Source organism: Paenibacillus sp. FSL H8-0332, assembly GCF_037963835.1.
Taxonomy (GTDB): Bacteria; Bacillota; Bacilli; order Paenibacillales; family Paenibacillaceae; genus Paenibacillus_AQ; species Paenibacillus_AQ rhizoplanae.
In genome coordinates this window covers 1,248,427-1,268,656 of record NZ_CP150145.1, presented here as the reverse complement: position 1 = coordinate 1,268,656, position 20,230 = coordinate 1,248,427, and the positions used below count along the sequence as shown (strand labels likewise).

Sequence of the window (20,230 nt, the reverse complement as noted above, 5' to 3'; positions counted from 1 at the left end):
TATCAAAACTGCATAAATATATTAAATTTATAATATTTATTGACTGAATAGATTAACGATGTTATATTTCCTAACATACTAAATAATTTACATAAGAGAAAAGGAGATTTGCCTACATGAGTAAGCTAAAGCGTCTGCGTAGAACCAAAAAGCAAGTAATAGCTACTTCTATCGCCTTATCTGTCATTGCGTCGGGAGTCATTCCGTTTCAAACCGCTGATGCTTTAACCAGGGTGACCTCCGAAAGCGGCACCGTATGGGAGATTCACGATGTTTTTGCTCCCAGCTTAGACACGGGAAGTTTACGTACAGTTGGTACTACACAAGTACAAGGCTTCGGTAATATCTTCGTGAAGGTATCCTCGCCTTCCGCTTCACTGATGAATGGACAAATGATGCGCGGCTTTGACCTCAAATACGATGGCGTTAATAGATTCACTTCGACGCAATCTGTTAATCTGGGCAATGTAACAGTTACCCGTGATGTCTATGTGGATACTATTAATAATCGAACCAGATTCTTTGATACTTTTACGAATAAGAATGATGTAGCTGTCAAGGTTGATGTATCCTTCGGCGGCTCTTTAGGCTATGGTACCGGGGCGAATGCTTCCGTAGTCAAGGCAACCTACTCCAATGATCTGGAGGTATCTACGGATGATTCATGGATTGTTGTAGACAGCAGCGCCAAAGACAATAAGCCGTTAGGCGTTGCAGTCGGGTCTCCACATCCATTTGCTAATGGATTAACCAGCCTGGGCAATCAGCAGCAGAATCCATTCACCACCCCCTTAGCCAAGTCGGGAAATGAGGCGAATTTCTACGGGTTCATTAATACACTGAATATGGAGCCGGGTCAGTCCAAATCCCTGGTGCATTATGTACAAGTTGGTGAGGCCGGTGAAGATGGGCTGAAGAAGCTGGTGACTGTGCTAAATGGACTGAATAGCCAGCTGGATGTAACCGGCTTAACCAACGCCCAGATCCGTTCCATAAGTAACTGGGATATATCTGCTATCGAGGGGCTTGATACTGGAGATACCCTGGTTATTCCTGAGGCTCCTGCAGCCAAATCATTCGTAACCTCCTCCCCTTATGATGTTACGAATAAGTCCATTGCAGACATGCAGCAGGACATGATTAGCGGTAAAGCTACTTCGGTACAAATTACGCAAGCATACCTGGACCGAATCAAGGTGTACGATGAAGGGCAACTCGGATTCCATGCCTTCCTGCATGTATCCGAAACCGCGCTGGCTCAAGCCAAAGCTGCGGACGATGCCCGTGCACAAGGCGCCTCAGGCGATCTGCTGGGGATTCCGATTGCGATCAAAGATATCTATGACACCAAGGATATGCCGACTACAGGCGGCAGTAAAGCACTTGACGGCTGGCGGCCTGAATCGGATGCCTTCCAGGTGAATAAGCTGCGGGAAGCAGGCGCTATCATTATTGGTAAAGTAAATACTTCTGAGTTTGCAAATAGCGGAAGCTTTAGTGAAAGTGGCTGGCAGCAAACATGGAATGCACTCTATCCATCCAAAACCTCTTTTGGCTCCAGCGGCGGATCGGCCGTATCGGTTGCAGCTGATTTTGCAGCAGCAGCGATGGGATCGCAGACAGGCGTCTCCCTCTATGCACCTACGACAGGCGCCAGCTTAAAAAGCTTCCGTGGTACAGACGGCATGGCAAGTACGACTGGGGTGCTGCCACTCACTTGGGGACAGGATTATGCAGGGCCCATTGCCAAAACCGTAACGGACCTGGCCATTATGCTAAATGCTACAACGGGTACTGATCCGCAGGATATTTTCACAGTAACTGCTGATGCTGATCATAAACGTCCAGCGAACTGGAAAGAAGCTCTGGATACCAATGCATTGAAAGGAAAGAAGATTGGATATATCCCGGCATCCTTCATCTCTAGCTATGCGGATGATGATACCGGACAAGTCGTAAAGGATAAGTTCTCAGAGCTTCAAGCAGCGGGTGCATCAATGGTGGAAATGTCAAAAATGCCAGCAGCCCCTGCCCGTCCGTCAGGTATTAACGGATCTACTGAAGGCTGGGCGCGTTATATCGAGCTTCATAAGGACTTCCCTTACATTGATGGAGCAAGTGTACTCGCTTCCGACAAGGTGCTTATCTATAATCAGAGAGGATATACCAAGCCTACGCGGATGACGGAACAGGCAGTACAAGATTACATCAAGTACAGAACTGATTATAAGGAAGTCATTAAAGGCTGGATGGACGAGAATGGCGTGGATGCTGTTGTGTATGCAGGATTTATCAGTGACGTATACAACAATGACGCCTCAGCCTCTCAATTAAGTTCGGACCGCAATACAGGCGTATTAACTTCTAACGTGGGTCTCCCTACGGTAGTGGTTCCTGTAGGAACGAACGACAGCGGATATTCGGTCTCGATGCAGCTTGTGGGTAGAGCGTGGGACGATGCCAAAGTTCTAGGTATGGGCTATGCGCTTGAGCAACAAAGTCATGCCAGACTACTTACAGCCTATGCGCCGGCACTTCAGTACGTTTCTAACCCTACTAATCCTGATCCGGTAGATAATGGACCAAGCAATCCAGGTCCTGGTGGAGGTTCCGTAACTCCCCCGGCAACAGCAACGCCTACACCAACACCGGCTCCTACAGCAACACCAGCACCAGCAGAAACAACAACACCAACACCTAAGCCGGAAGTGGTAAGTTTCACAGATACACTGAATCATTGGGCAAAGGCAAGCATTGACCTGCTGATTTCCAAAGGATTACTGACAGGTTATGCCGATGGCACCTTCCGTCCGGATGCAGGCTTGACCCGTGCCGAAGCCATCAAGGTCATTACAACGCACATGGGACTTGATGGACAAGCAAGTAAATTCACCGATGTATCTGGTGCGCATTGGGCCAACAAGTATATCGGCGCAGCAGCCGGTGCCGGCCTGATGAACGGATATAGCGATGGCACCTTCCGCCCCAATGAGAAGATTAGCCGCAGTGAATTAGCGGCACTAATCACCAGAGCCTTCAAGCTTACAGGTACAGGAAATACAACATTCAAAGATGTTAAAAAAGAGGCCTGGTATTATAACTCCATTGATGCACTCGCCTCCAATAAGATCATTACAGGATACGCAGACAGCACATTTAAGCCTGAAAAAGATATTACCAGAGCAGAGTTTGCAACAGTGGTTTCCAGATTACTGGAGACTGCGAATTAAGAGGTTCAATCCATAAAAGACAAGGCCATCCCGAAAAGGATGGTCTTTCTCCTGTTTTCAAGACATCCGGGCAAGCTTGCTCTGAGCGTATCTGGCGTTGAATGTCAGGGTTGCGGTATGATGAGGTTGGGAGGTGTAAAATGACAAAAACGATCTTGGTTGTAGACGATGATCAAGAAATCGTAAAACTCATCACCAAAAGTTTAAGATACGAGCAATTTGAAGTCATCACAGCCCGTTCCGGGGAAGAAGCCTTATCTGTAGTGAATGATAACCACATTGATTTCATCGTTCTGGATATAGTGATGCCTGATATGAATGGGCTTGATGTCTGCAGGAATATCCGGACTTCCTATAATGTTCCCATCCTTTTTTTAAGTGCGCGTGATCAGGATATTGATAAAATCGTCGGTCTCGAAATAGGAGCAGACGATTACATGACCAAACCGTTCAGTATTCAGGAGCTGGCCTCCAGGATCAAGGCCCATTTCCGGAAAGTGGACAGGCTGCATAAAGAGTGGGATGAGCTTAGCCCCGGTAAAGAAAAGGCGGATGCTCCGCTTATTTTGAATGATAAAACGTTTGAAGCCTTCCTGCATAACCGGAAGCTCGACTTATCCGCGAAAGAATTTCAAATTCTGTCTATCCTTATGCGTCATCCCAATCAGGTACTCAGCCGTGAGCAGATCTATGAGAAGGTCTGGGGGGACGAGTACGGAGAAATCAATACCGTAACGGTTCATATTAAGAATATCCGCAAGAAGCTGGGTCCTGAACATAACTTCATTAAAACCATTTGGGGTATAGGCTATAAATATACGGAAAGAGAGCAATAGGATGAAACTGAAAATAAAACTTCCCCTCTTATTCCTGCTGATGCTTCTCATTCTTATGTTTTCCATTGGAATCTACCTGAAGTTTATCTTTGCAGTGTATTCTCCTATACGCACTACATTGCTGGACTCCCGATATATAGCCTTGCTGCTGCCCATCCTTGCCATCGCGGGTTGCATATTTCTCATTCTGATCATCTATATTTATAGAAGCATAGAGAAGCCCATCCGGCTTCTGAATACCCGGCTGGGGGAAGTCAATGTGGTCCATCCCCTGCCTCCGCTGGCTTCGAGAGGTAATGACGAGATCGGAGAGCTGTATAAGCACTTCAATAAGATGGAGCATAAGCTGCAGCTCGCCCACAGAGAACAAACCGATATGATTGCAGCCATCGCCCACGATTTGAAGACACCTCTTACCTCTATTAACGGCTTCACCGAACTGCTGGCTACACATGGGGACTTACCCGACATTGAAAAGCAGGAGTATTATGAACTGATTCAAAAAAAGTCCGCCTATATGGTTGAGCTCCTCAATGATCTCTCCAGCTTCACCAAACAAAAACTGGAGCTGGAATCCATGGTAGCCGGGCCTGTAAGGGCAACAGAGTTATTTGAAGACATTGCTTTTGAATATGAGGTTGAGCTGGCTGGACTTGACAACGAACTGACTTGCCGCCATTCATTCACGGACAGTATATGGCTAAGGGTCAATGAACCGATGATCCGCCGGGTGTTCGGCAACCTCTTCAGCAATGCTGTAAGATATGGGGGGAAGAATAAGCTGAACGTGTATATGACCGGATACCTGCGGGAGCATCATGCCTATTTCCAAATCGAGGACAACGGAATTGGCGTGCCGGATAAGGATCTCTCTTCTCTGTTCCTTAAATTCTTCACGGTGGATAAATCGCGGCAAATCCAAAAGGGCGGCCTTGGGCTGGGTCTGGCAAGCTGTAAATCTATTATTGAGCATCACGGGGGAGAGATTATGGCCTTCCCTTCCGAATATGGCGGTTTGGGGATAAGATTCAGCCTCCCCCTGGCTTCACTTCACTGATTGTAGGTAAGCACTTCTTCTTCAACAACCAAAGATTACAGGCTGCTGCCGGGTGTGACACCCAGACAACAGCCTGTTTGTTTTTTTAGCAGTTTATAGTTTTTTATATTCTCTTTATAAACCTTTATGTTTCTTTTACCGGAGCTTCATCTCTACATGTGAAAATAACTTGTATATATTAGGGATTGTCATAGGAGGAGTTAACGGCTATGCAAATTTTATCAGAGAAGAAAAGCGGCAGCACGCCTGCTATACAGATTGACGGTGTGCACAAAAAGTTTGGCGACTATACCATATTAAACAATCTTTCGCTGGAGGTGAGCCGCGGTGAGATTTTTGGATTCCTGGGACTGAATGGCGCCGGGAAAACAACGACGATCAAGATGCTCCTGGCGATGCTGAAGCCAACCTCCGGCAAGCTCTATATGTTAGGTGAAAAGGTCGATGCCGGAAACTCTACATTATGGAGTAAGGTCGGATATTTGGAGGAGGCTACTTTTTATCCCGATCTCACGGTAACTGAGAATCTTGACATCGCACGGCGTATGCAAGGGGTGGCTGACAAGGATGCCGTACATCAGGTGATCTATAAGCTGGGACTTGAGCCGCACCAAAAGAAAAAAGCAAAACATCTCTCACTCGGTAACAAGCAGCGCCTGGGACTTGCCAAAGCGATGATCCACAATCCGGAAATTCTAATCCTGGACGAGCCGATCAACGGCCTTGATCCCGCAGGCGTAGCGGAGATACGGAATATGTTATATAATCTGGCAACCAATTTCGGCGTAACTATTTTTATATCCAGCCATCTGTTAGAGGAGCTCTCGAAGGTGTCCACACGCATAGGAATTATTCATAATGGCCGCCTTGTTAAGGAGGTCGCAATGGATAAGCTGGAGCAATCCTTACAGAAAAACCTGGTGGTGAACGGACTGAACAAACCTGCCTTAAAGAAGGTGCTGGAAGAGCATGGCTATACCTTTGAGGATACCTCGGACGGCTATATCAAACTAACCAACGAGCACGCGGCAGATCATCCTGAACGGCTGGCTGAACTGCTCGTACAACGCAATCAGCCGCCAACATCGCTCCGGGTGGTTACGGAGGATTTGGAAGGGTATTTTCTCCGCACCATTGGGATGACCAGGGGGATTAAATAATGAATATTCTATCTGTGTTACATTGTGAGATTCGCAAGATTATCCGCTCCAATGTGTTCTGGATCATGTTTCTTGTGTTAGGCTTCGGGCCCATCATGATGGGCGTCGGAAATGTATTATCCAGTGAGGCAGGCGGTGTCAACTGGGAGCAGTATTTAACCGGATTGCTGGATACACTTGCCCCGCTGGGGCTTATCGGATATACCTTTGTTGCGGCATGGGTATTCGGACGGGAGTTTGCGGATAGAACCATCAAGGATTTGCTGGCAAAGCCCGTGTCCAGAGCGAAAATTGTATTGTCCAAATTCCTTGTCATTTTAGCATGGTGCCTGTTACTTTCCGTTTATATGTTTGCCGTAGGTTTTGCCGTTGGAGCCATCCTGGGCGTCCAAGGCGGGTCCGCTGCTTTCATTTCGGGCTTGTTCTTTAAGTTCCTGATCACCTCGCTATTGTACATTTTCGTGACCGCACCAACCATTCTTTTGGCCAATGTGACCAAAGGCTATCTGGCACCCCTGGGGCTCATCCTGATCATCGTTATTCTGTCCAATGTGCTCGCCTCCTTTGGATTTGCACCCTATTTCCCATGGACCATCCCGTCGGTATTTCAAAGCACCGGTTCCTTACAGCTCAGCAGTATATTGATACTTGCGTATACAGGGATAGTCGGAATAGCCGGAACCTTTGCCTGGTGGAGATATGCGGAGCAGCCGTAATCGGACCGGATGGAACAACGGTCCGTTCGCGGAGCGTCCATCTAAGTGCTCACGTTACCCTGCTCACTCATCATCACCTGCAGTGCTCTTCATCGCCTCCTGTTCCCGGAACGCCGAAGGGGTCAGCCCGTACTTTTTCTTGAACAAGGTGGAGAAGTAAGTAATGTTGTATATCCCTACCGCTTCACTGATCCTGGCCGCAGTCTCCGAGGTAGAAGCAAGCAGATCCTTTGCCTTTTCCAGCCGGGTGTTGTTCAAGTATTCACTGAAGGATTGCCGGGTCGCTCCTTTGAACAGTTTCCCCAGATAGCTGGGCGACAGTCCGGCGATGCTCGACACCAGATCGAGGGAGATGTTAGGCTCGGCATAATGCTCATGAATGTAATTCTGTGCTTTTTCAATGAGGATATTATGCTTTTGAGCATTCAGCCAGTGATTCTTGTCTTCAATTAATGTGCAGATGGTGCTGCAATAGCGGTTGAACAGGTTACGGATCTCCGTCAGATCTTCAGCCCGTTCAATATCGGTTACCGCTTGCAGGTAATCATTGAAATTAGAATCCGGCACATGCTGTAAATAGTCAAAATGTTTAAGCAAAGACAACATGAGTTGAGTGCTAAAGGTGATGACCTGATGAACGGAACCGCCGGATATTTTAACTATAAATTCTTCGATTGCACTAACCATTGCTTCCGGCTTGCCGTCCTGCACAGCATCAATCAGCTTCTTCTCGTAGGCGCCGGGATAACTGAGGGCCGTCAACACATGGCGGCGTGTCGCTATAGCATCCAGAATCGCTTCCTTCCCATAGATGAGCCGATATTTCACATACTGCTGTGCAGAAGTGTACGAGGACGGAATATTACCTTTTCCGCAGGATATATCTCCTATCCCTATAGATACCGTCACCTTGAAGTAGCGGTTCAGGAAGCTTTGAATATTGCGCAAGGCAGGCCACAGCTCCTCCGGAAGCTGATTGTCCGTGTATTGAAGGATAGCCACGGCTTCACTTCCTCCCATAATGAGCACATCACATGGGCCGATCGGCTCCAGCATCTCTTTGGCGATATTCCCGAGTGCGAAGCGCAGCAAAGACTGCTGTTTCCCCTCCATCCTCTCCTCTAGTGTTTCAAGCTCATTGATCCTGAACACCAGCACGCCAAAATATGGCCCCGCCACCTCCTCGCCGATATCCTTAAGAATTTCGCTCGAAACATAGTGCTCCAGGGAATGACCACGCAGCAAGGCATGCAGGTAATGCTCACGGACGGTCCGGGAGGAGTGGTTAATTACAAACTGCATCGACTTCTCACGTTCATGATAGGAATGGAACACCTCGGTCATCAGCTTGTATTCATCAATAGGCGCCATACCGGAGGCCGGATGGGCCGGGTTAGGCATGACTTTTTCGAGCAGCGCCGATAAGGGTCTATTCATGTTGGAGGTCAATAGGACAGAGAGCAACAGACCTGCGAGTACAATTCCGGCGGTAACCAGCAGCGTAATCCCCCGGAGCTGGTCGATGTTAGAGATGAGCTCAGAATACGGTGAAACGCTTACAAAATACCAGTCCAGTTCCTCTGACTTCACATAAGTGACCAGATTCCTTTGGTCTGAAATCGTTGTAGTGAAACTGCTCTCCTTGTGGTTCTCGATTAATATCTTCCGCACATACTCCTCTTCGGATAAATCCTCCAGAAACAGGTTGGAATCGGTATGAGACAGCACTTTACCTTCATTATTGATTACAAAAACATTATTAGCGGCGTCCGCACTGCTGATCTTGCGGATGGTCGTCAGAATGGACTGCTCCTCCACATTGATATAGATCAGCGGATTGCCTGTGGTCCGGGGTGAGAAATTCGGGTACAGCAAGAAGGTCAGGAACTGTAATGACTTCCCGTTGTTGCGGCCCGGAACCTTCAGACTGCGCGGATGGAACTCCATATACTGCTTCGCGCTGAGGGTGGTAAGCGAAGCATCAAACGGAAGCCCGGCTGTATCAATGGTAGTTCCTGTGGAAGGCCGGTGTATCCCGATACTGTGTATATATGGGTTCACATTTGTAATTTGTTCGATCTGCTGAAAAATATGATAATTTCTGACCTTGTCCTCCACCGTCTCATTCAGAAAGGACAGGATTTCCGGTTGAATCAGCAGTGTATTTCCTATAGTAACGACCTGATTATAGACTACATCGGAGGCGTAGGTGATCTGGGATAACATCGCCCGGGAATTACGTTCTATCTCCTTAATAGCACTTCTGGAGAATAGTGAGAAAAGCACACCGGATAGCAGGCTTACGGTCAGAAGAACGAGAAGGAAATATGAGATGGTGAGCTTTTGAAATGCCTTGTATCGAACAAGCCGGTTGATGGTTGTCCGCATGTTGAATTCCTCCCCACACTGCTCGTTATCATTTCTAAACTATAGTATATTTCGGGCCGAAAAGGTACTGAATCAGGCGAAAGTGAAAGCCATTCCGTTTTTTTGAAAGCCTTTTGAGCCGAATTGAAAGCGTTTGCCAGCTTTTAAAATAGACACTTTGTGATACGATGGCTAATCTGGAATCAAGGCAAGCGTCATTTATAACAAATGGGGGGAACAGGAAATTGACAAAAAAACGGCGTCCGGGATTGGGCATACTTTCTGACATCCGCAGAAATGGTACATCCTATTTGTTGGTTTTGCCGGCAATGGCCTACACTTTTATTTTTGGCTATATGACGTATCCTTATATGATCATTGCTTTCCAGCGTTTCAATTATACCAAGGGAATATTCCATAGCGAATGGGTGGGATTCAAGAACTTTGAGTTTTTCTTCAAGTCCAACAAAGCGCTTACGGTCACCTTCAACACCATTTACCTCAATTTACTCTTTATTATTTTCGGTACGCTGATGGCGCTGGCTATTTCACTGGTTCTAAACGAGCTGCGCAAGAAGCTATTTGTTAAGATCAGTCAATCCCTGATGTTATTCCCGAATTTCATCTCATGGATCGTCATTAGCTATGTGCTGTATGCGCTATTCTCAATGGATATGGGAATTGTGAACAAAACGCTGAACCAGCTCGGCATGTCCTCTGTGAACTGGTATACCGAGGCGCAGTCCTGGCCGGCGATTCTTACCGTCATGCATGTGTGGAAGGGGGCCGGAATGAGTGCCATTATCTACTTGGCGACCATTACCGGTATCGACGAGACGTTGTATGAAGCAGCCGAGATTGACGGGGCTAACCGCCTGCAGATGTGCTTCCGGATTACGCTTCCGCTAATGATGCCCACGGTTATTATCCTGACGATGCTCTCCGTCGGCAAAATTATGTACGGCGATTTCGGAATGATCTATGCGCTCATCGGTGACAACGGTACCCTGTATTCGACCACGGATATCATTGATACGTATGTATTCCGTTCCTTGCGTCAGATTGGCGACCCCTCCGAAGCCATGGCTGTTGGACTTTTCCAGTCGGTCATCGGATTTATCCTAGTTTTTGGTGCCAATGCCATTACCCGCAGGTTCTTCAAAGATGGCGCATTATACTAAATCCGGAGGAGTAACTATGAAAAAATTATCAATCAGCAAGACGGTCATGTACACGCTGACTGCGGTGTATTCGGCGCTTTGCCTGCTTCCGATGCTGCTCGTGCTGATGATCTCTATCACGGATGAGGATGCTATTCTTAAGAACGGCTACAGCCTCTTTCCGGAGAAATTCTCTCTATATGCCTATAAGCTGATCTTCACGGGCGGCTCCCAAGTCATTCAGAGCTACGGAATTTCTATCTTTGTCACGGTCGTCGGTACCACACTGGCTATTCTGATTACTTCTATGGCAGGCTATACTCTAGCGAACAAAAATGTGAAGAACCGCAATCTGCTGGCTCTTTACTTCTTTATCACCATGATTTTCACAGCCGGGATTGTGCCCTGGTATCTGATGAACCGGTCGCTCGGATTAACCAATAATATCTTGGCTCTGATTATTCCGTCGCTCCTGTTCAGCCCGTTCAACCTCTTCCTAGTACGCAATTTCATGAACGGAATTCCCGACTCGCTGCGGGAATCAGCTACCATAGACGGAGCGAGTGATATTGTTATTGCTTTTAAGATTTACCTTCCGTTATGTAAGCCGGTACTCGCGACCATTGCCCTCTTCTATGGACTGGATTACTGGAATAACTGGTGGAATGCGATCATGCTGATTGACACCAAAGATTTGTATCCGCTGCAATTCATGCTGCTGCAGATGCAATCGGAGATCAGTATGCTGAACGATATGGCTATACTGGCCGGAACAAGCGACGTTACGCTTCCTTCGGAGTCGGTCAAGATGGCGACAGCCATCGTGACGATCGGGCCGATCGTCCTCCTCTATCCGTATCTGCAAAAGTACTTCGTGAAAGGGCTGGTTATAGGTTCAGTTAAAGGCTGATGTCATCCCTAAGGGGTTAACATAAATAGAGGAGGTCTATATTATTCATGAAAAAACATTATGCCATTCTATGTGCTGTGGTGCTTGCCCTTTCTACATTGATCGGGTGCGGCAAGGCGTCCGACAGCCCTGCCGCAACCGGGGAGAATAACACTTCATCCCCGAAGTCAGACAATATCGTCCGGATCAAATACGTGGTTCCCGGCACCGAGCCCAAAGACTACCAACAGGTATTCCAAAAAGTCAATGAGAAGCTGGCAGCAGACGGTGTTGGCGTTGAAGTGGAGAAAATCTTCATCCCCTGGGATGCGTGGGACCAGAAGCTGAACCTGATGCTGTCCACGGGTGAAGAGTTCGATCTGTTCCATGTCATGCAGGACCGCACTCCGTTCTCCAACTACTATACCCGGGGGGCGCTGGCAGATATCTCAGAGGAAATTGAAAAATATGGAGCTAACCTGAAAAAGCATATCCCAGAGGATATCTTTAGCGGCGCAACCATCGGCGGGAAATATTATATCGTCCCCTCCTACTGGGTTGAAATGGCGAGCGAGGGGCAATTCAATATCCGCCGCGATATTCTCCGCGAGAACAATCTGAAAGAGCCGACAACTCCGGCTGAATTGATTAGCGCCTGGGAGATTGTGATGAAGAACTGGAAGGGCAAAAACAAGCCTTATCTCGGCACCCGGGCCGATTTTGACCCGATATCCCTGCATACCTCCATCTTACACCGGAGTTATGACAGCTTCCCGTTCACCGTTAAGGATAAGTTCTTTTATGTCAATCAGAACGGTGAGGTCAAATCCTGGATTGAGACGGAAGAATTCAAGAAGGATGCCGCCTTCATGCGCGAGCTGTACACCAAGGAAATTACGAATCCTGATATCTTAGTTATGAAGCAGGAGCAGGTAGATGCTCAGCTTGACAGCGGGGAGTGGTTCGTACGCCTGGGAACCGGCGGAAGCTTGAACGGGCTCCAGAAATACAATCCGGAAGCTACAGTAGACGATATCGGAGTGGTATGGTTTAACCCGGAGAAAGAATATCTGCGTCCCCTCTCCTTCAAGAACGGAAATGCCGTACCGGCGAACAGCAAACATCCGGAGGCAGCCGTTAAATTCATGGATTGGATGCTGGCCAGTCAGGACAATTATGATCTGGTTCAATATGGCATAGAGGGTGAGCACTACACCAAAGATGGCGAAAAGGGCCTAAAGCCGATCAAAGATCCGAATAACAATAACAATCCAAGGTACAGGGGCTCCGATTCGCAGAACGGGAATGTGAACTTTATGCGCTTTGACCTGGAGAATAGTATTCCTGACAATAACAAAGTCTTATTTGAGCCAAATCCCAAAGCGGTTAATAGTATTGCAGCCAACTTTATTTTTGATCCAACGAATGTGAGAACGGAATATACCAATATTCTCTCAGAAGCTTCAGCCAGCATCACTCCGATCTATATGGGGGTTCTGGACTACGATAAGGCATTCCCGGAAGCGCTGGACAAAATGAAGAAGGCGGGTCTGGACAAGGTCGTTGCCGAATACCAAAAGCAGTTCAAGGAATATCAAGCTTCTCTTCAATAAAATGAGCTGTTACAAAAAGGAGTGCGGAAATGTTGAGCCTGCATAAGCAAAAAATAGAATTTGAAGCGTCAAAAACTATTTATGAAAGCGCAACCTTATCATTTAAAAACGTGAAAGGGTTTGATGTCTATAATATTTCGATTCCTTTTGAACGGGATGGCAAACGTTATTTGTTCGGCCGGGTAGAACGCCGCGAAGAATGGGCCCGCTCCTGGGTCCGCCTATTCGAGGAGACCGGTCAGGATGAGTGGACCGTGGTAGATAATAGTATGATCTATACGCTGGAGGACCCGTTTATCAGTGAAATCGGTGATGAGCTTGTCCTGGGCGGAACGCATGTGCAATATCAAAGCGGCAAATACAGCACGTTTTTCGGATATTTTTACCGGGGGACTGACCTCCACGATTTGTACTACTTCACTACCGGTCCTAACAAAATGAAAGATATCCGCCTTGTTGCTCTGGCAGACGGCAGGATTGGCGTCTTCTCACGCCCGCGGGGCAGTGAGATGAAGGGCCAATACGGCAGCGAATCCATGATCGGCTTCACAGTTATTGACAAGCTGGAAGAGTTAACTGCAGACATCATTGAGAATGCACCTTACCTTCATGGTATTTTTGGTGCAGGCGAATGGGGAGGCGTTAATCAGGCTTATCTGCTGGACAGCGGCAAGATCGGAATTATCGGCCATATTTGTTATTCGCATAAGGATGAGAACGGGCAGGAAATCAAGGTATATCTGAACATGGCCTTTATCTTTGATCCCATCACCCGGGAATCCAATAACCTGCATCTGATTGGAAGCCGTTCCTGCTACCCGCCGGGACCCGCCAAGTTCCCATATTTGACGGACTGCGTCTTTTCTTCGGGGATCGTGATGCGGGGGGACGGCAAGGCTGATCTGTACAGCGGTGTTGGTGATTGCCAGGCCGGGCGTATTACGATCGACTATCCGTTCGCACCCTATGGAAGCATTGTCTAGCACGCAGTTCAACATTCAAGGAGGATATTCTACGATGACTAATACAAATACACCCATCATAGGAGCTTTGACATCCAGCACGCTCATCCGCCGTCACCCGGCCAATCCTGTGCTGGATGCGGCCCGGGTCCCTTATCCCACCGCACTTGTGTTCAATGCAGGAGTGGTTAAGTTCGGCGGCCGGTATGTGATGGTATTCCGCAATGACTATGGCTCACTCGGCAAGCAGACCCTTGAACAGACTCATACAACGGATCTGGGCATCGCCTTCAGTGAAGACGGAATTCACTGGACGGCAGGGCCCAAGCCGGTATTCAAGCTGCATGACGAAGAGGTCGTGCGCGCTTACGATCCGCGTCTGACGGTGATTGACGGCCGCTGCTACATGTGCTTCGCTGTAGATACACGGCATGGTATCCGGGGAGGGGTCGCAGTCACGGATGACTTCGAATCCTTTGAAATATTGAGCCTGTCTACGCCGGACCTGCGGAACATGGTACTGTTCCCGGAGAAGATCAACGGTAACTATGTGCGGCTGGAACGCCCGTTCACCGTATACAGCCGCGGAGGCAAGGACCGGTTCGACACCTGGATCTCGGAGTCGCCGGATCTGATCTATTGGGGACGTTCGGATCTGCTGCTGGCGGTGGAGCAGGTACCGTTCGCCAATGATAAGATCGGTCCGGCAGCGCCGCCAGTGAAGACGGATAAGGGCTGGCTCACCACCTTCCATGCGGTGGATATCGATCCCGCCAGAGGGAAGCACGGCTGGGAGCCGTCCTGGAAGAAGCGGTATACCGCAGGTATTATGCTGCTTGACCTGGACAATCCGAAGAAGATTCTCGGGATGAGTGCATCGCCGCTGCTTGCCCCTGAAGCCCCCTACGAAATAGACGGAGGCTTCCGCAATAATGTCATCTTCCCCGGCGGCATGATCCTGGAGGACGATGGCGAAGTCAAAATCTATTACGGCGCCGCCGACACCGTAGAATGTCTGGTTACCGCCCATGTAGATGATTTGATCCGGCTTTGTTTGGGACAGTGAGACTGGCCTTCTAACTAACAGAAAGCGGGTATCATCCTTGAATGAGGAGGATTCCCGCTTTTTACTTTGTAAAACTCATGATACAGCTTCAAGAGCTTGCGGTAACGTTCGTTCGTATTCCTTATGTAACACATAACGTTGGACGCCTCTCGAAGCGCTTACTGCTTCCCTCGCATGAGTGATAGCAGTTTCACTGTTACCTGCTTTGAGTTCAATTTCTGCGAGCAGAGCTGATCTCATCCATTGCTTCTTAATTGACTCAAGATGTTCCCGCGCCTGAGCACTTTCCCCTTCCTCCAACAGCAGAACCGTTTCATAGTATGTCCGGTAATCAGCATGGCGGATATGCGGCACGGCTTCCCGAACAGCAGCCATGTCATTGCGGTACAGTCCGTAAGCCGCCTTGAATGTTGCCTGTACCGCCACCTGCTTATGTTTGCTCATTAGCTTCTCCATAACCATTCTTGATTCATCGTCAAGTCTGTTCGCAAGAACAGACTGAATATATAGGGCAGGATTGTTTTTCTGGCTGCGTAAAAAGGACTCCACGCGGTCCACCCGCTTCTCCAAAATAGCAGGATAATAGAATTGGGCTATTAAAGCAATGATACAAGCCACCACAGCCCCAACTACTATCAGGATTGATGAATAGTCGTTGAATAATACGAATAAGACAAACACGAACAGCACGAAATAAACTGCAATGCTCCAGCGAAAACGTTTCATTCTAAAACTCCTTTGAATATCATTATTAACAAGCACAACTTCCATTTAAAATATTGTATCACAATCCAAAATATATCAGTAGAAACATCACTCCAGTTGAAAGACATGATATTTAACATAGTTTGAGCATGTTTACAGTCACATCCCGGAAAGACTTAACTGTGTTACGATATGTCAATAACTTGCGAAAGAGGTGTGTAATTGAAACTTCCAACAATCCAATTCGGACAGATTACATCGAGAGTTCCTGTTATTCAAGGTGGAATGGGTGTAGGTATATCCTTAAGCGGACTAGCCGCTGCTGTAGCCAATGCAGGCGGGATCGGCACCATCTCTGGTACAGGAATCACTGCTGAAGAGCTGAGAATACATATTCGCAAAACAAGAGAACTCTCTAATGGAATTGGCTATGTCGGTGTGAATGTACTCTTCGCAGTGAAGGATTTTGCCGAGAAAATGAAGGTTGCTTTGGAAGAAAAGGTTGACTTTATTATTTCCGGAGCCGGAATTTCTAGAGATATTTATGCTTGGGGCAGAGAATATGATACTCCGGTCGTAACTATTGTTTCATCCGCCAAATTAGCCCGAATCTCCCAAAAACTTGGTGCCTCCGCAGTCGTTGTAGAAGGATTCGAGGCCGGGGGCCATTTAGGTACAGACAGACCCATGTTTGATATCCTTCCTGAAGTCTTAGAGGCCGTTTCGATTCCGGTTATTGCTGCGGGTGGAATTCTGACAGGGGATGATATCGCAAAAGCCCTTCGGATGGGCGCTTCCGGTGTTCAAATGGGTACCCGTTTTGTGGCAAGCCACGAGTGTGATGCCCCCTTGGCCTTCAAGCAAAAGTATGTAGATGCTCAGCAAGGAGATACGGTCCTGATCAAATCTACTGTGGGTCTGGAAGGAAGAGCGATTCGCAATGAATTTACGGACAGCATCCGTAATGATGCCAGATTAAAGATAGCCAAATGCTATGATTGTCTAAAGGTGTGTTCACATCGCTTCTGTACAATGGAGTCCCTGCTCACTTCCCTTAGAGGGGATGTTAAGAACGGCTTGGTTTTTGCCGGGTCCAGAGTCCATGAGATTACAGAGATTTTGTCCGTCCAGCAGATTATCGACAATTTAATGAGTGAGTATCAAAGGGCATTGAGAAACACAAATAGCCTGCAGGGATGAGACGTTATTCTCTCATCCCTACAGGCCATTACCCCTATTAGTTTTTCTTAAGAAATGATTTCTATAGTTACCGTGTAAACATAGACACCTTTCTTAATTTTATAGGGATCGTGAATATTTTTAGTCCAGCCGGTATCTCCGCCAAGACCTGCATGTTTGTAATCAATATTAAGATAAACAGAATCTGAATTTCCCAGCTCATCTTCATAGGCGGCGTTGTCATATTGCTCAATACTGTGCCCATGAATATCGAAATGGAAATGTCCCGCTGCCGATACTTTTACTGCTTGTTCTTCGGATGACAAATATAAATACCGGACATCCTCCTTACCGCCGCATTCTACCGGTAAGATATAGGGTACGTGCTGCTGTTCTACAGTGCTCTCATAGACTCCAACGAATGCGGCAGATTTACGATCCGCGTAGTTCTCCCATGGCCCGCGGCCATACCATTTCATATTCTTCCAGGCATCAGAGAACTTAAAGCTAAGCCCAATTCTCGGGAGGGTATCGACCTTGGCATTGTTCACAACGGTATTTGTGATTTCTATCCCTTTGCCGCCGACAGTATAATTGGTTTTGGTTTCAATGCATCCATGATATATACCATGAACTTGAATGATAACAGCAGCCGATGCTGCAAATACCCGAATATTCTTGATTTCTTTGTGATTGGAATGGAGCCCGAGAGCTTTCCATTCATCTGCATAATTGGACGTTTCGAGATGAATACCTCCATCAATTCCTGTTGGAGGGCGATAGAAGTTATTGGTTCCTCCCGTGAAATAATTCTTGTTATTGTATCGTACAGAGATGAACTCTGCCGTTTTTTTCGAGAAAAGAACTGTTGTATTTTCATTATAGATACGAATTTCATTTGTCGTTTCATCATACTTCAAGCTATCCTTTTCTATATCTCCGGTATGCACTTTATTCACAGAATCCTTAATCTCTATCTGGCAGGCATAAATACAGGTTCCCTTCTTAGAATAGAAGGTGTCCTCGTCCAAATAAGCATAGAAATTAAGAAAAGCTTCCCCGGAGACTTTAGACGAATCGTATGGCGCTTGAAGCTTATCAACGGATCCGGGTGCTGTGTGATATTTAGGCAAACTACCGCTTTCCATCACATCGCCATCGCAAACCAGCTCCCATGTCATATTCAAATGGCTTAAATCCCGATGCGTGTAATGATTATAAATTCGATAGCCATCATTCCCAGGCATGTAATCCATTTGGATAGGAGCTTGTACATTTTTTATTTCATTCGCAGCCGGCTTGAGAGTGAGATCTGGGAAAACAATACCATTCAGGCACATATCAGGTGCAGGATCAGTAACTTCTTCCTGGAATGCCCCGCCATAGACATACTTTTTATTTCCGTCTTTATCCTGCTTAACCAGCGCTTTATCCTGAAAATCCCAAATAAATCCTCCTTGAAACCGCGGGAATTTATGAATGAGATCCCAAAATTCCTTAAAGTTTCCGTTACTGTTACTTTTCGCGTACGCATATTCACACATAATAAAAGGACGCAAATCCTCGCTTTCAGCCATGACATCCAGGATCCAATCTTTCTGAGGATACATAGGCGCCATAATATCGGAGATGTTTGCCGGAGGATTCAGAGACTCATACTGAACGTACCTTGTTTTGTCATACTCCTTAATCCAGCCATACATCGCAGCATGATTCGCTCCATAACCGGATTCATTACCCAGAGACCAGAGAATAATGGATGGATGATTTTTATCTCTCAGAACCATCCGTGTAGCCCGTTCCATATACGCATTTGTCCATTCGGGGGATGCGCTTAACTGGCCGCCAAGACCGTGTGTTTCAATATTGGCTTCATCCACCAAGTAAATACCCAGTTCATCACACAAGTCATACCATTCGATGGCGTGCGGATAGTGACTTGTTCTTACCGCATTGATATTCAGCGATTTCATGACCTTGATCTGCTCGCGCATATATTCTGTTGTTACGGCTCGTCCTGTTTCAGGACAAAAGGCGTGAAGATTGGTTCCCCGTATAATGAGACGCTTCCCATTAATTCTCAGGACCCCTTTTCGATCGATATTCACTTCACGGAAGCCGACATTCGCACTTTCAATATCAACTACATTTCCAGACAAATCAATCATTTCTAACACCAATTTATAGAGATAAGGGCTCTCGTCGCTCCACAATTGAGGATTTGAAATGGTTTTCGTAACCTTTGCTACATATTTTTCTCGCAGGTAGAAATCACAATCCGCAAACTTTGGCGTTTCAAACTCAGTAACCAATTGCTGTTCGTTATCATACAGGGACAACCGCACATGGGCCTCACCATAACCATTCACTTGATTATTAGGTAAAACCGTTACACTTAATTCGGCATTGTTGTAATTCCCTGAAAAGAGGGTTTCGATCTTATAATCATGAATGCGCATACGTGGTTTTGCATAAATGAGAACATCCCGGTAGATCCCCGAGAGATGCCAGTAATCCTGATCCTCCAGATAAGTACCGGCTCCAAACCGCATCACCTGAACCGCTATACGGTTTTGTCCCTTTTGAATGTAATCCGTGATATCAAAAGAAGCGTTAAGCTTACTGTCCTGAGAATAACCAACCATTTTGCCGTTTAACCAAAGATAAAAACACGATTCTACACCTCCAAAATCGATAAATATATCCCTTTCGTTAAAATGTTCGTCAACTTCAAACGTAAGGACATAACAACCGGTAAGGTTACTCTCTGGCACATGAGGCGGATTCAAAATGTATTCATTATTCCTGAGTTGAATTTCGTGACTTGAACCCTCCCCTTTTTGAACAAAGGGATACAACATATTGGTGTATACAGGTTTTCCATAACCCGAAAGCTCCCAATTGGAAGGAACCGGAATATGATCCCAATGGGAAACATCATGTTCAGGACTATAGAATTCATCCGGTACTTCATCGGGAGACCCAAACAATTTAAACTTCCACATTCCATTCAGGCTATTTACGTATTTAGACTTTCTCCGGTCTCCGCTTAAAGCCTGTTCAACGGTTTCGTATACTCCGTAGGGCTCATGCATGGGATAACGGTTTTTTTGAGTAACATATTGATTTTCCCAATCTCTGCTTAGCTTCATTGGCTTAAATAACACTCCCATCCATTGTTCTAATTGGTTGATCTTTCAATGTAGATACCCCTATAATATAAGGAAAATCCCTTGTATTAAATGTTGAGTATGGTATTTCATTTATCCATTTTGGTAGGAGTGTGAATA

General features: G+C 46.8%; 14 protein-coding genes. 11 read left to right on the top strand and 3 right to left on the bottom strand.

Annotated elements, in window-relative coordinates; all coding sequences use genetic code 11:
* Positions 1-116: 116 nt before the first annotated feature.
* The 5 genes from NST43_RS05600 to NST43_RS05580 all read left to right on the top strand — a co-directional run bounded on the left by NST43_RS05600 (position 117) and on the right by NST43_RS05580 (position 6,999).
* Positions 117-3,230 carry an amidase family protein gene (locus NST43_RS05600; protein ID WP_339223039.1) on the top strand — a complete coding sequence of 1,038 codons (3,114 nt, stop codon included), beginning with the start codon at positions 117-119 and terminating at the stop codon, positions 3,228-3,230.
* A gap of 140 nt (positions 3,231-3,370) precedes the next feature.
* Complete coding sequence (locus NST43_RS05595) at positions 3,371-4,066, top strand: response regulator transcription factor (RefSeq protein ID WP_339223037.1); 696 nt, start codon at positions 3,371-3,373, stop codon at positions 4,064-4,066.
* A 1-nt stretch (position 4,067) separates the two neighbouring features.
* Positions 4,068-5,123 carry a HAMP domain-containing sensor histidine kinase gene (locus NST43_RS05590; RefSeq protein WP_339223036.1) on the top strand — a complete coding sequence of 352 codons (1,056 nt, stop codon included), beginning with the start codon at positions 4,068-4,070 and terminating at the stop codon, positions 5,121-5,123.
* A gap of 209 nt (positions 5,124-5,332) precedes the next feature.
* Positions 5,333-6,283, top strand: a complete 951-nt coding sequence (locus tag NST43_RS05585) for an ABC transporter ATP-binding protein (protein WP_339223034.1) — start codon at positions 5,333-5,335, stop codon at positions 6,281-6,283.
* Positions 6,283-6,999 (top strand): ABC transporter permease, encoded by a 717-nt coding sequence (locus tag NST43_RS05580; RefSeq protein WP_339223032.1) that lies wholly within the window; start codon positions 6,283-6,285, stop codon positions 6,997-6,999. Before NST43_RS05585 ends, NST43_RS05580 begins: the two co-directional genes overlap by 1 nt.
* Positions 7,000-7,062: 63 nt before the next feature.
* Here the strand turns inward: NST43_RS05580 and NST43_RS05575 are convergent, their stop codons facing one another.
* Positions 7,063-9,387: an AraC family transcriptional regulator gene (locus NST43_RS05575; RefSeq protein ID WP_339223031.1), complete on the bottom strand. Its 2,325-nt coding sequence runs from the start codon at positions 9,385-9,387 to the stop codon at positions 7,063-7,065.
* Positions 9,388-9,611: 224 nt separating this feature from the next.
* On the opposite strand from NST43_RS05575, the gene NST43_RS05570 reads away from it, so the two are divergent.
* From NST43_RS05570 to NST43_RS05550, 5 genes are read left to right on the top strand one after another with little or no spacing between them, the layout of a single operon-like run.
* Positions 9,612-10,547, top strand: a complete 936-nt coding sequence (locus NST43_RS05570; RefSeq protein ID WP_339223029.1) for an ABC transporter permease subunit — start codon at positions 9,612-9,614, stop codon at positions 10,545-10,547.
* Between the two features lie 16 nt (positions 10,548-10,563).
* The gene (locus tag NST43_RS05565; RefSeq protein ID WP_339223028.1) at positions 10,564-11,436 is read left to right on the top strand and encodes a carbohydrate ABC transporter permease; all 873 of its coding nucleotides are present in this window, start codon (positions 10,564-10,566) and stop codon (positions 11,434-11,436) included.
* 47 nt (positions 11,437-11,483) lie between these two features.
* Complete coding sequence (locus NST43_RS05560) at positions 11,484-13,028, top strand: extracellular solute-binding protein (RefSeq protein WP_339223027.1); 1,545 nt, start codon at positions 11,484-11,486, stop codon at positions 13,026-13,028.
* 29 nt (positions 13,029-13,057) lie between these two features.
* The gene (locus NST43_RS05555) at positions 13,058-14,011 is read left to right on the top strand and encodes a DUF1861 family protein (protein ID WP_339223026.1); all 954 of its coding nucleotides are present in this window, start codon (positions 13,058-13,060) and stop codon (positions 14,009-14,011) included.
* 34 nt (positions 14,012-14,045) lie between these two features.
* Positions 14,046-15,056, top strand: coding sequence for a glycoside hydrolase family 130 protein (locus NST43_RS05550; RefSeq protein WP_339223025.1), 1,011 nt, complete (start codon positions 14,046-14,048; stop codon positions 15,054-15,056).
* 75 nt (positions 15,057-15,131) lie between these two features.
* On the opposite strand, the gene NST43_RS05545 is transcribed toward NST43_RS05550, so the two are convergent.
* Entirely contained in the window at positions 15,132-15,782 is a 651-nt protein-coding gene (locus NST43_RS05545) for a hypothetical protein (RefSeq protein WP_339223024.1), read from the bottom strand.
* Between the two features lie 201 nt (positions 15,783-15,983).
* Between NST43_RS05545 and NST43_RS05540 the strand changes: the two genes are divergently transcribed.
* The gene (locus tag NST43_RS05540) at positions 15,984-16,961 is read left to right on the top strand and encodes a nitronate monooxygenase (RefSeq protein WP_339223023.1); all 978 of its coding nucleotides are present in this window, start codon (positions 15,984-15,986) and stop codon (positions 16,959-16,961) included.
* Between the two features lie 47 nt (positions 16,962-17,008).
* Here the strand turns inward: NST43_RS05540 and NST43_RS05535 are convergent, their stop codons facing one another.
* On the bottom strand, positions 17,009-20,092 hold the full coding sequence (locus NST43_RS05535) for a glycoside hydrolase family 2 TIM barrel-domain containing protein (RefSeq protein ID WP_339223022.1): 3,084 nt from the start codon (positions 20,090-20,092) through the stop codon (positions 17,009-17,011).
* Between the last annotated feature and the right edge of the window lie 138 nt (positions 20,093-20,230).

Bases quoted from the DNA above. Each gene is read 5' to 3' on its own strand.
- NST43_RS05575 (WP_339223031.1), bottom strand. From the start codon at position 9,387: ATGCGGACAACCATCAACCGGCTTGTTCGATACAAGGCATTTCAAAAG.
- NST43_RS05585 (WP_339223034.1), top strand. From the start codon at position 5,333: ATGCAAATTTTATCAGAGAAGAAAAGCGGCAGCACGCCTGCTATACAG.
- NST43_RS05555 (WP_339223026.1), top strand. From the start codon at position 13,058: ATGTTGAGCCTGCATAAGCAAAAAATAGAATTTGAAGCGTCAAAAACT.
- NST43_RS05550 (WP_339223025.1), top strand. From the start codon at position 14,046: ATGACTAATACAAATACACCCATCATAGGAGCTTTGACATCCAGCACG.
- NST43_RS05595 (WP_339223037.1), top strand. From the start codon at position 3,371: ATGACAAAAACGATCTTGGTTGTAGACGATGATCAAGAAATCGTAAAA.
- NST43_RS05545 (WP_339223024.1), bottom strand. From the start codon at position 15,782: ATGAAACGTTTTCGCTGGAGCATTGCAGTTTATTTCGTGCTGTTCGTG.
- NST43_RS05565 (WP_339223028.1), top strand. From the start codon at position 10,564: ATGAAAAAATTATCAATCAGCAAGACGGTCATGTACACGCTGACTGCG.
- NST43_RS05535 (WP_339223022.1), bottom strand. From the start codon at position 20,092: ATGAAGCTAAGCAGAGATTGGGAAAATCAATATGTTACTCAAAAAAAC.
- NST43_RS05590 (WP_339223036.1), top strand. From the start codon at position 4,068: ATGAAACTGAAAATAAAACTTCCCCTCTTATTCCTGCTGATGCTTCTC.
- NST43_RS05580 (WP_339223032.1), top strand. From the start codon at position 6,283: ATGAATATTCTATCTGTGTTACATTGTGAGATTCGCAAGATTATCCGC.
- NST43_RS05600 (WP_339223039.1), top strand. From the start codon at position 117: ATGAGTAAGCTAAAGCGTCTGCGTAGAACCAAAAAGCAAGTAATAGCT.
- NST43_RS05560 (WP_339223027.1), top strand. From the start codon at position 11,484: ATGAAAAAACATTATGCCATTCTATGTGCTGTGGTGCTTGCCCTTTCT.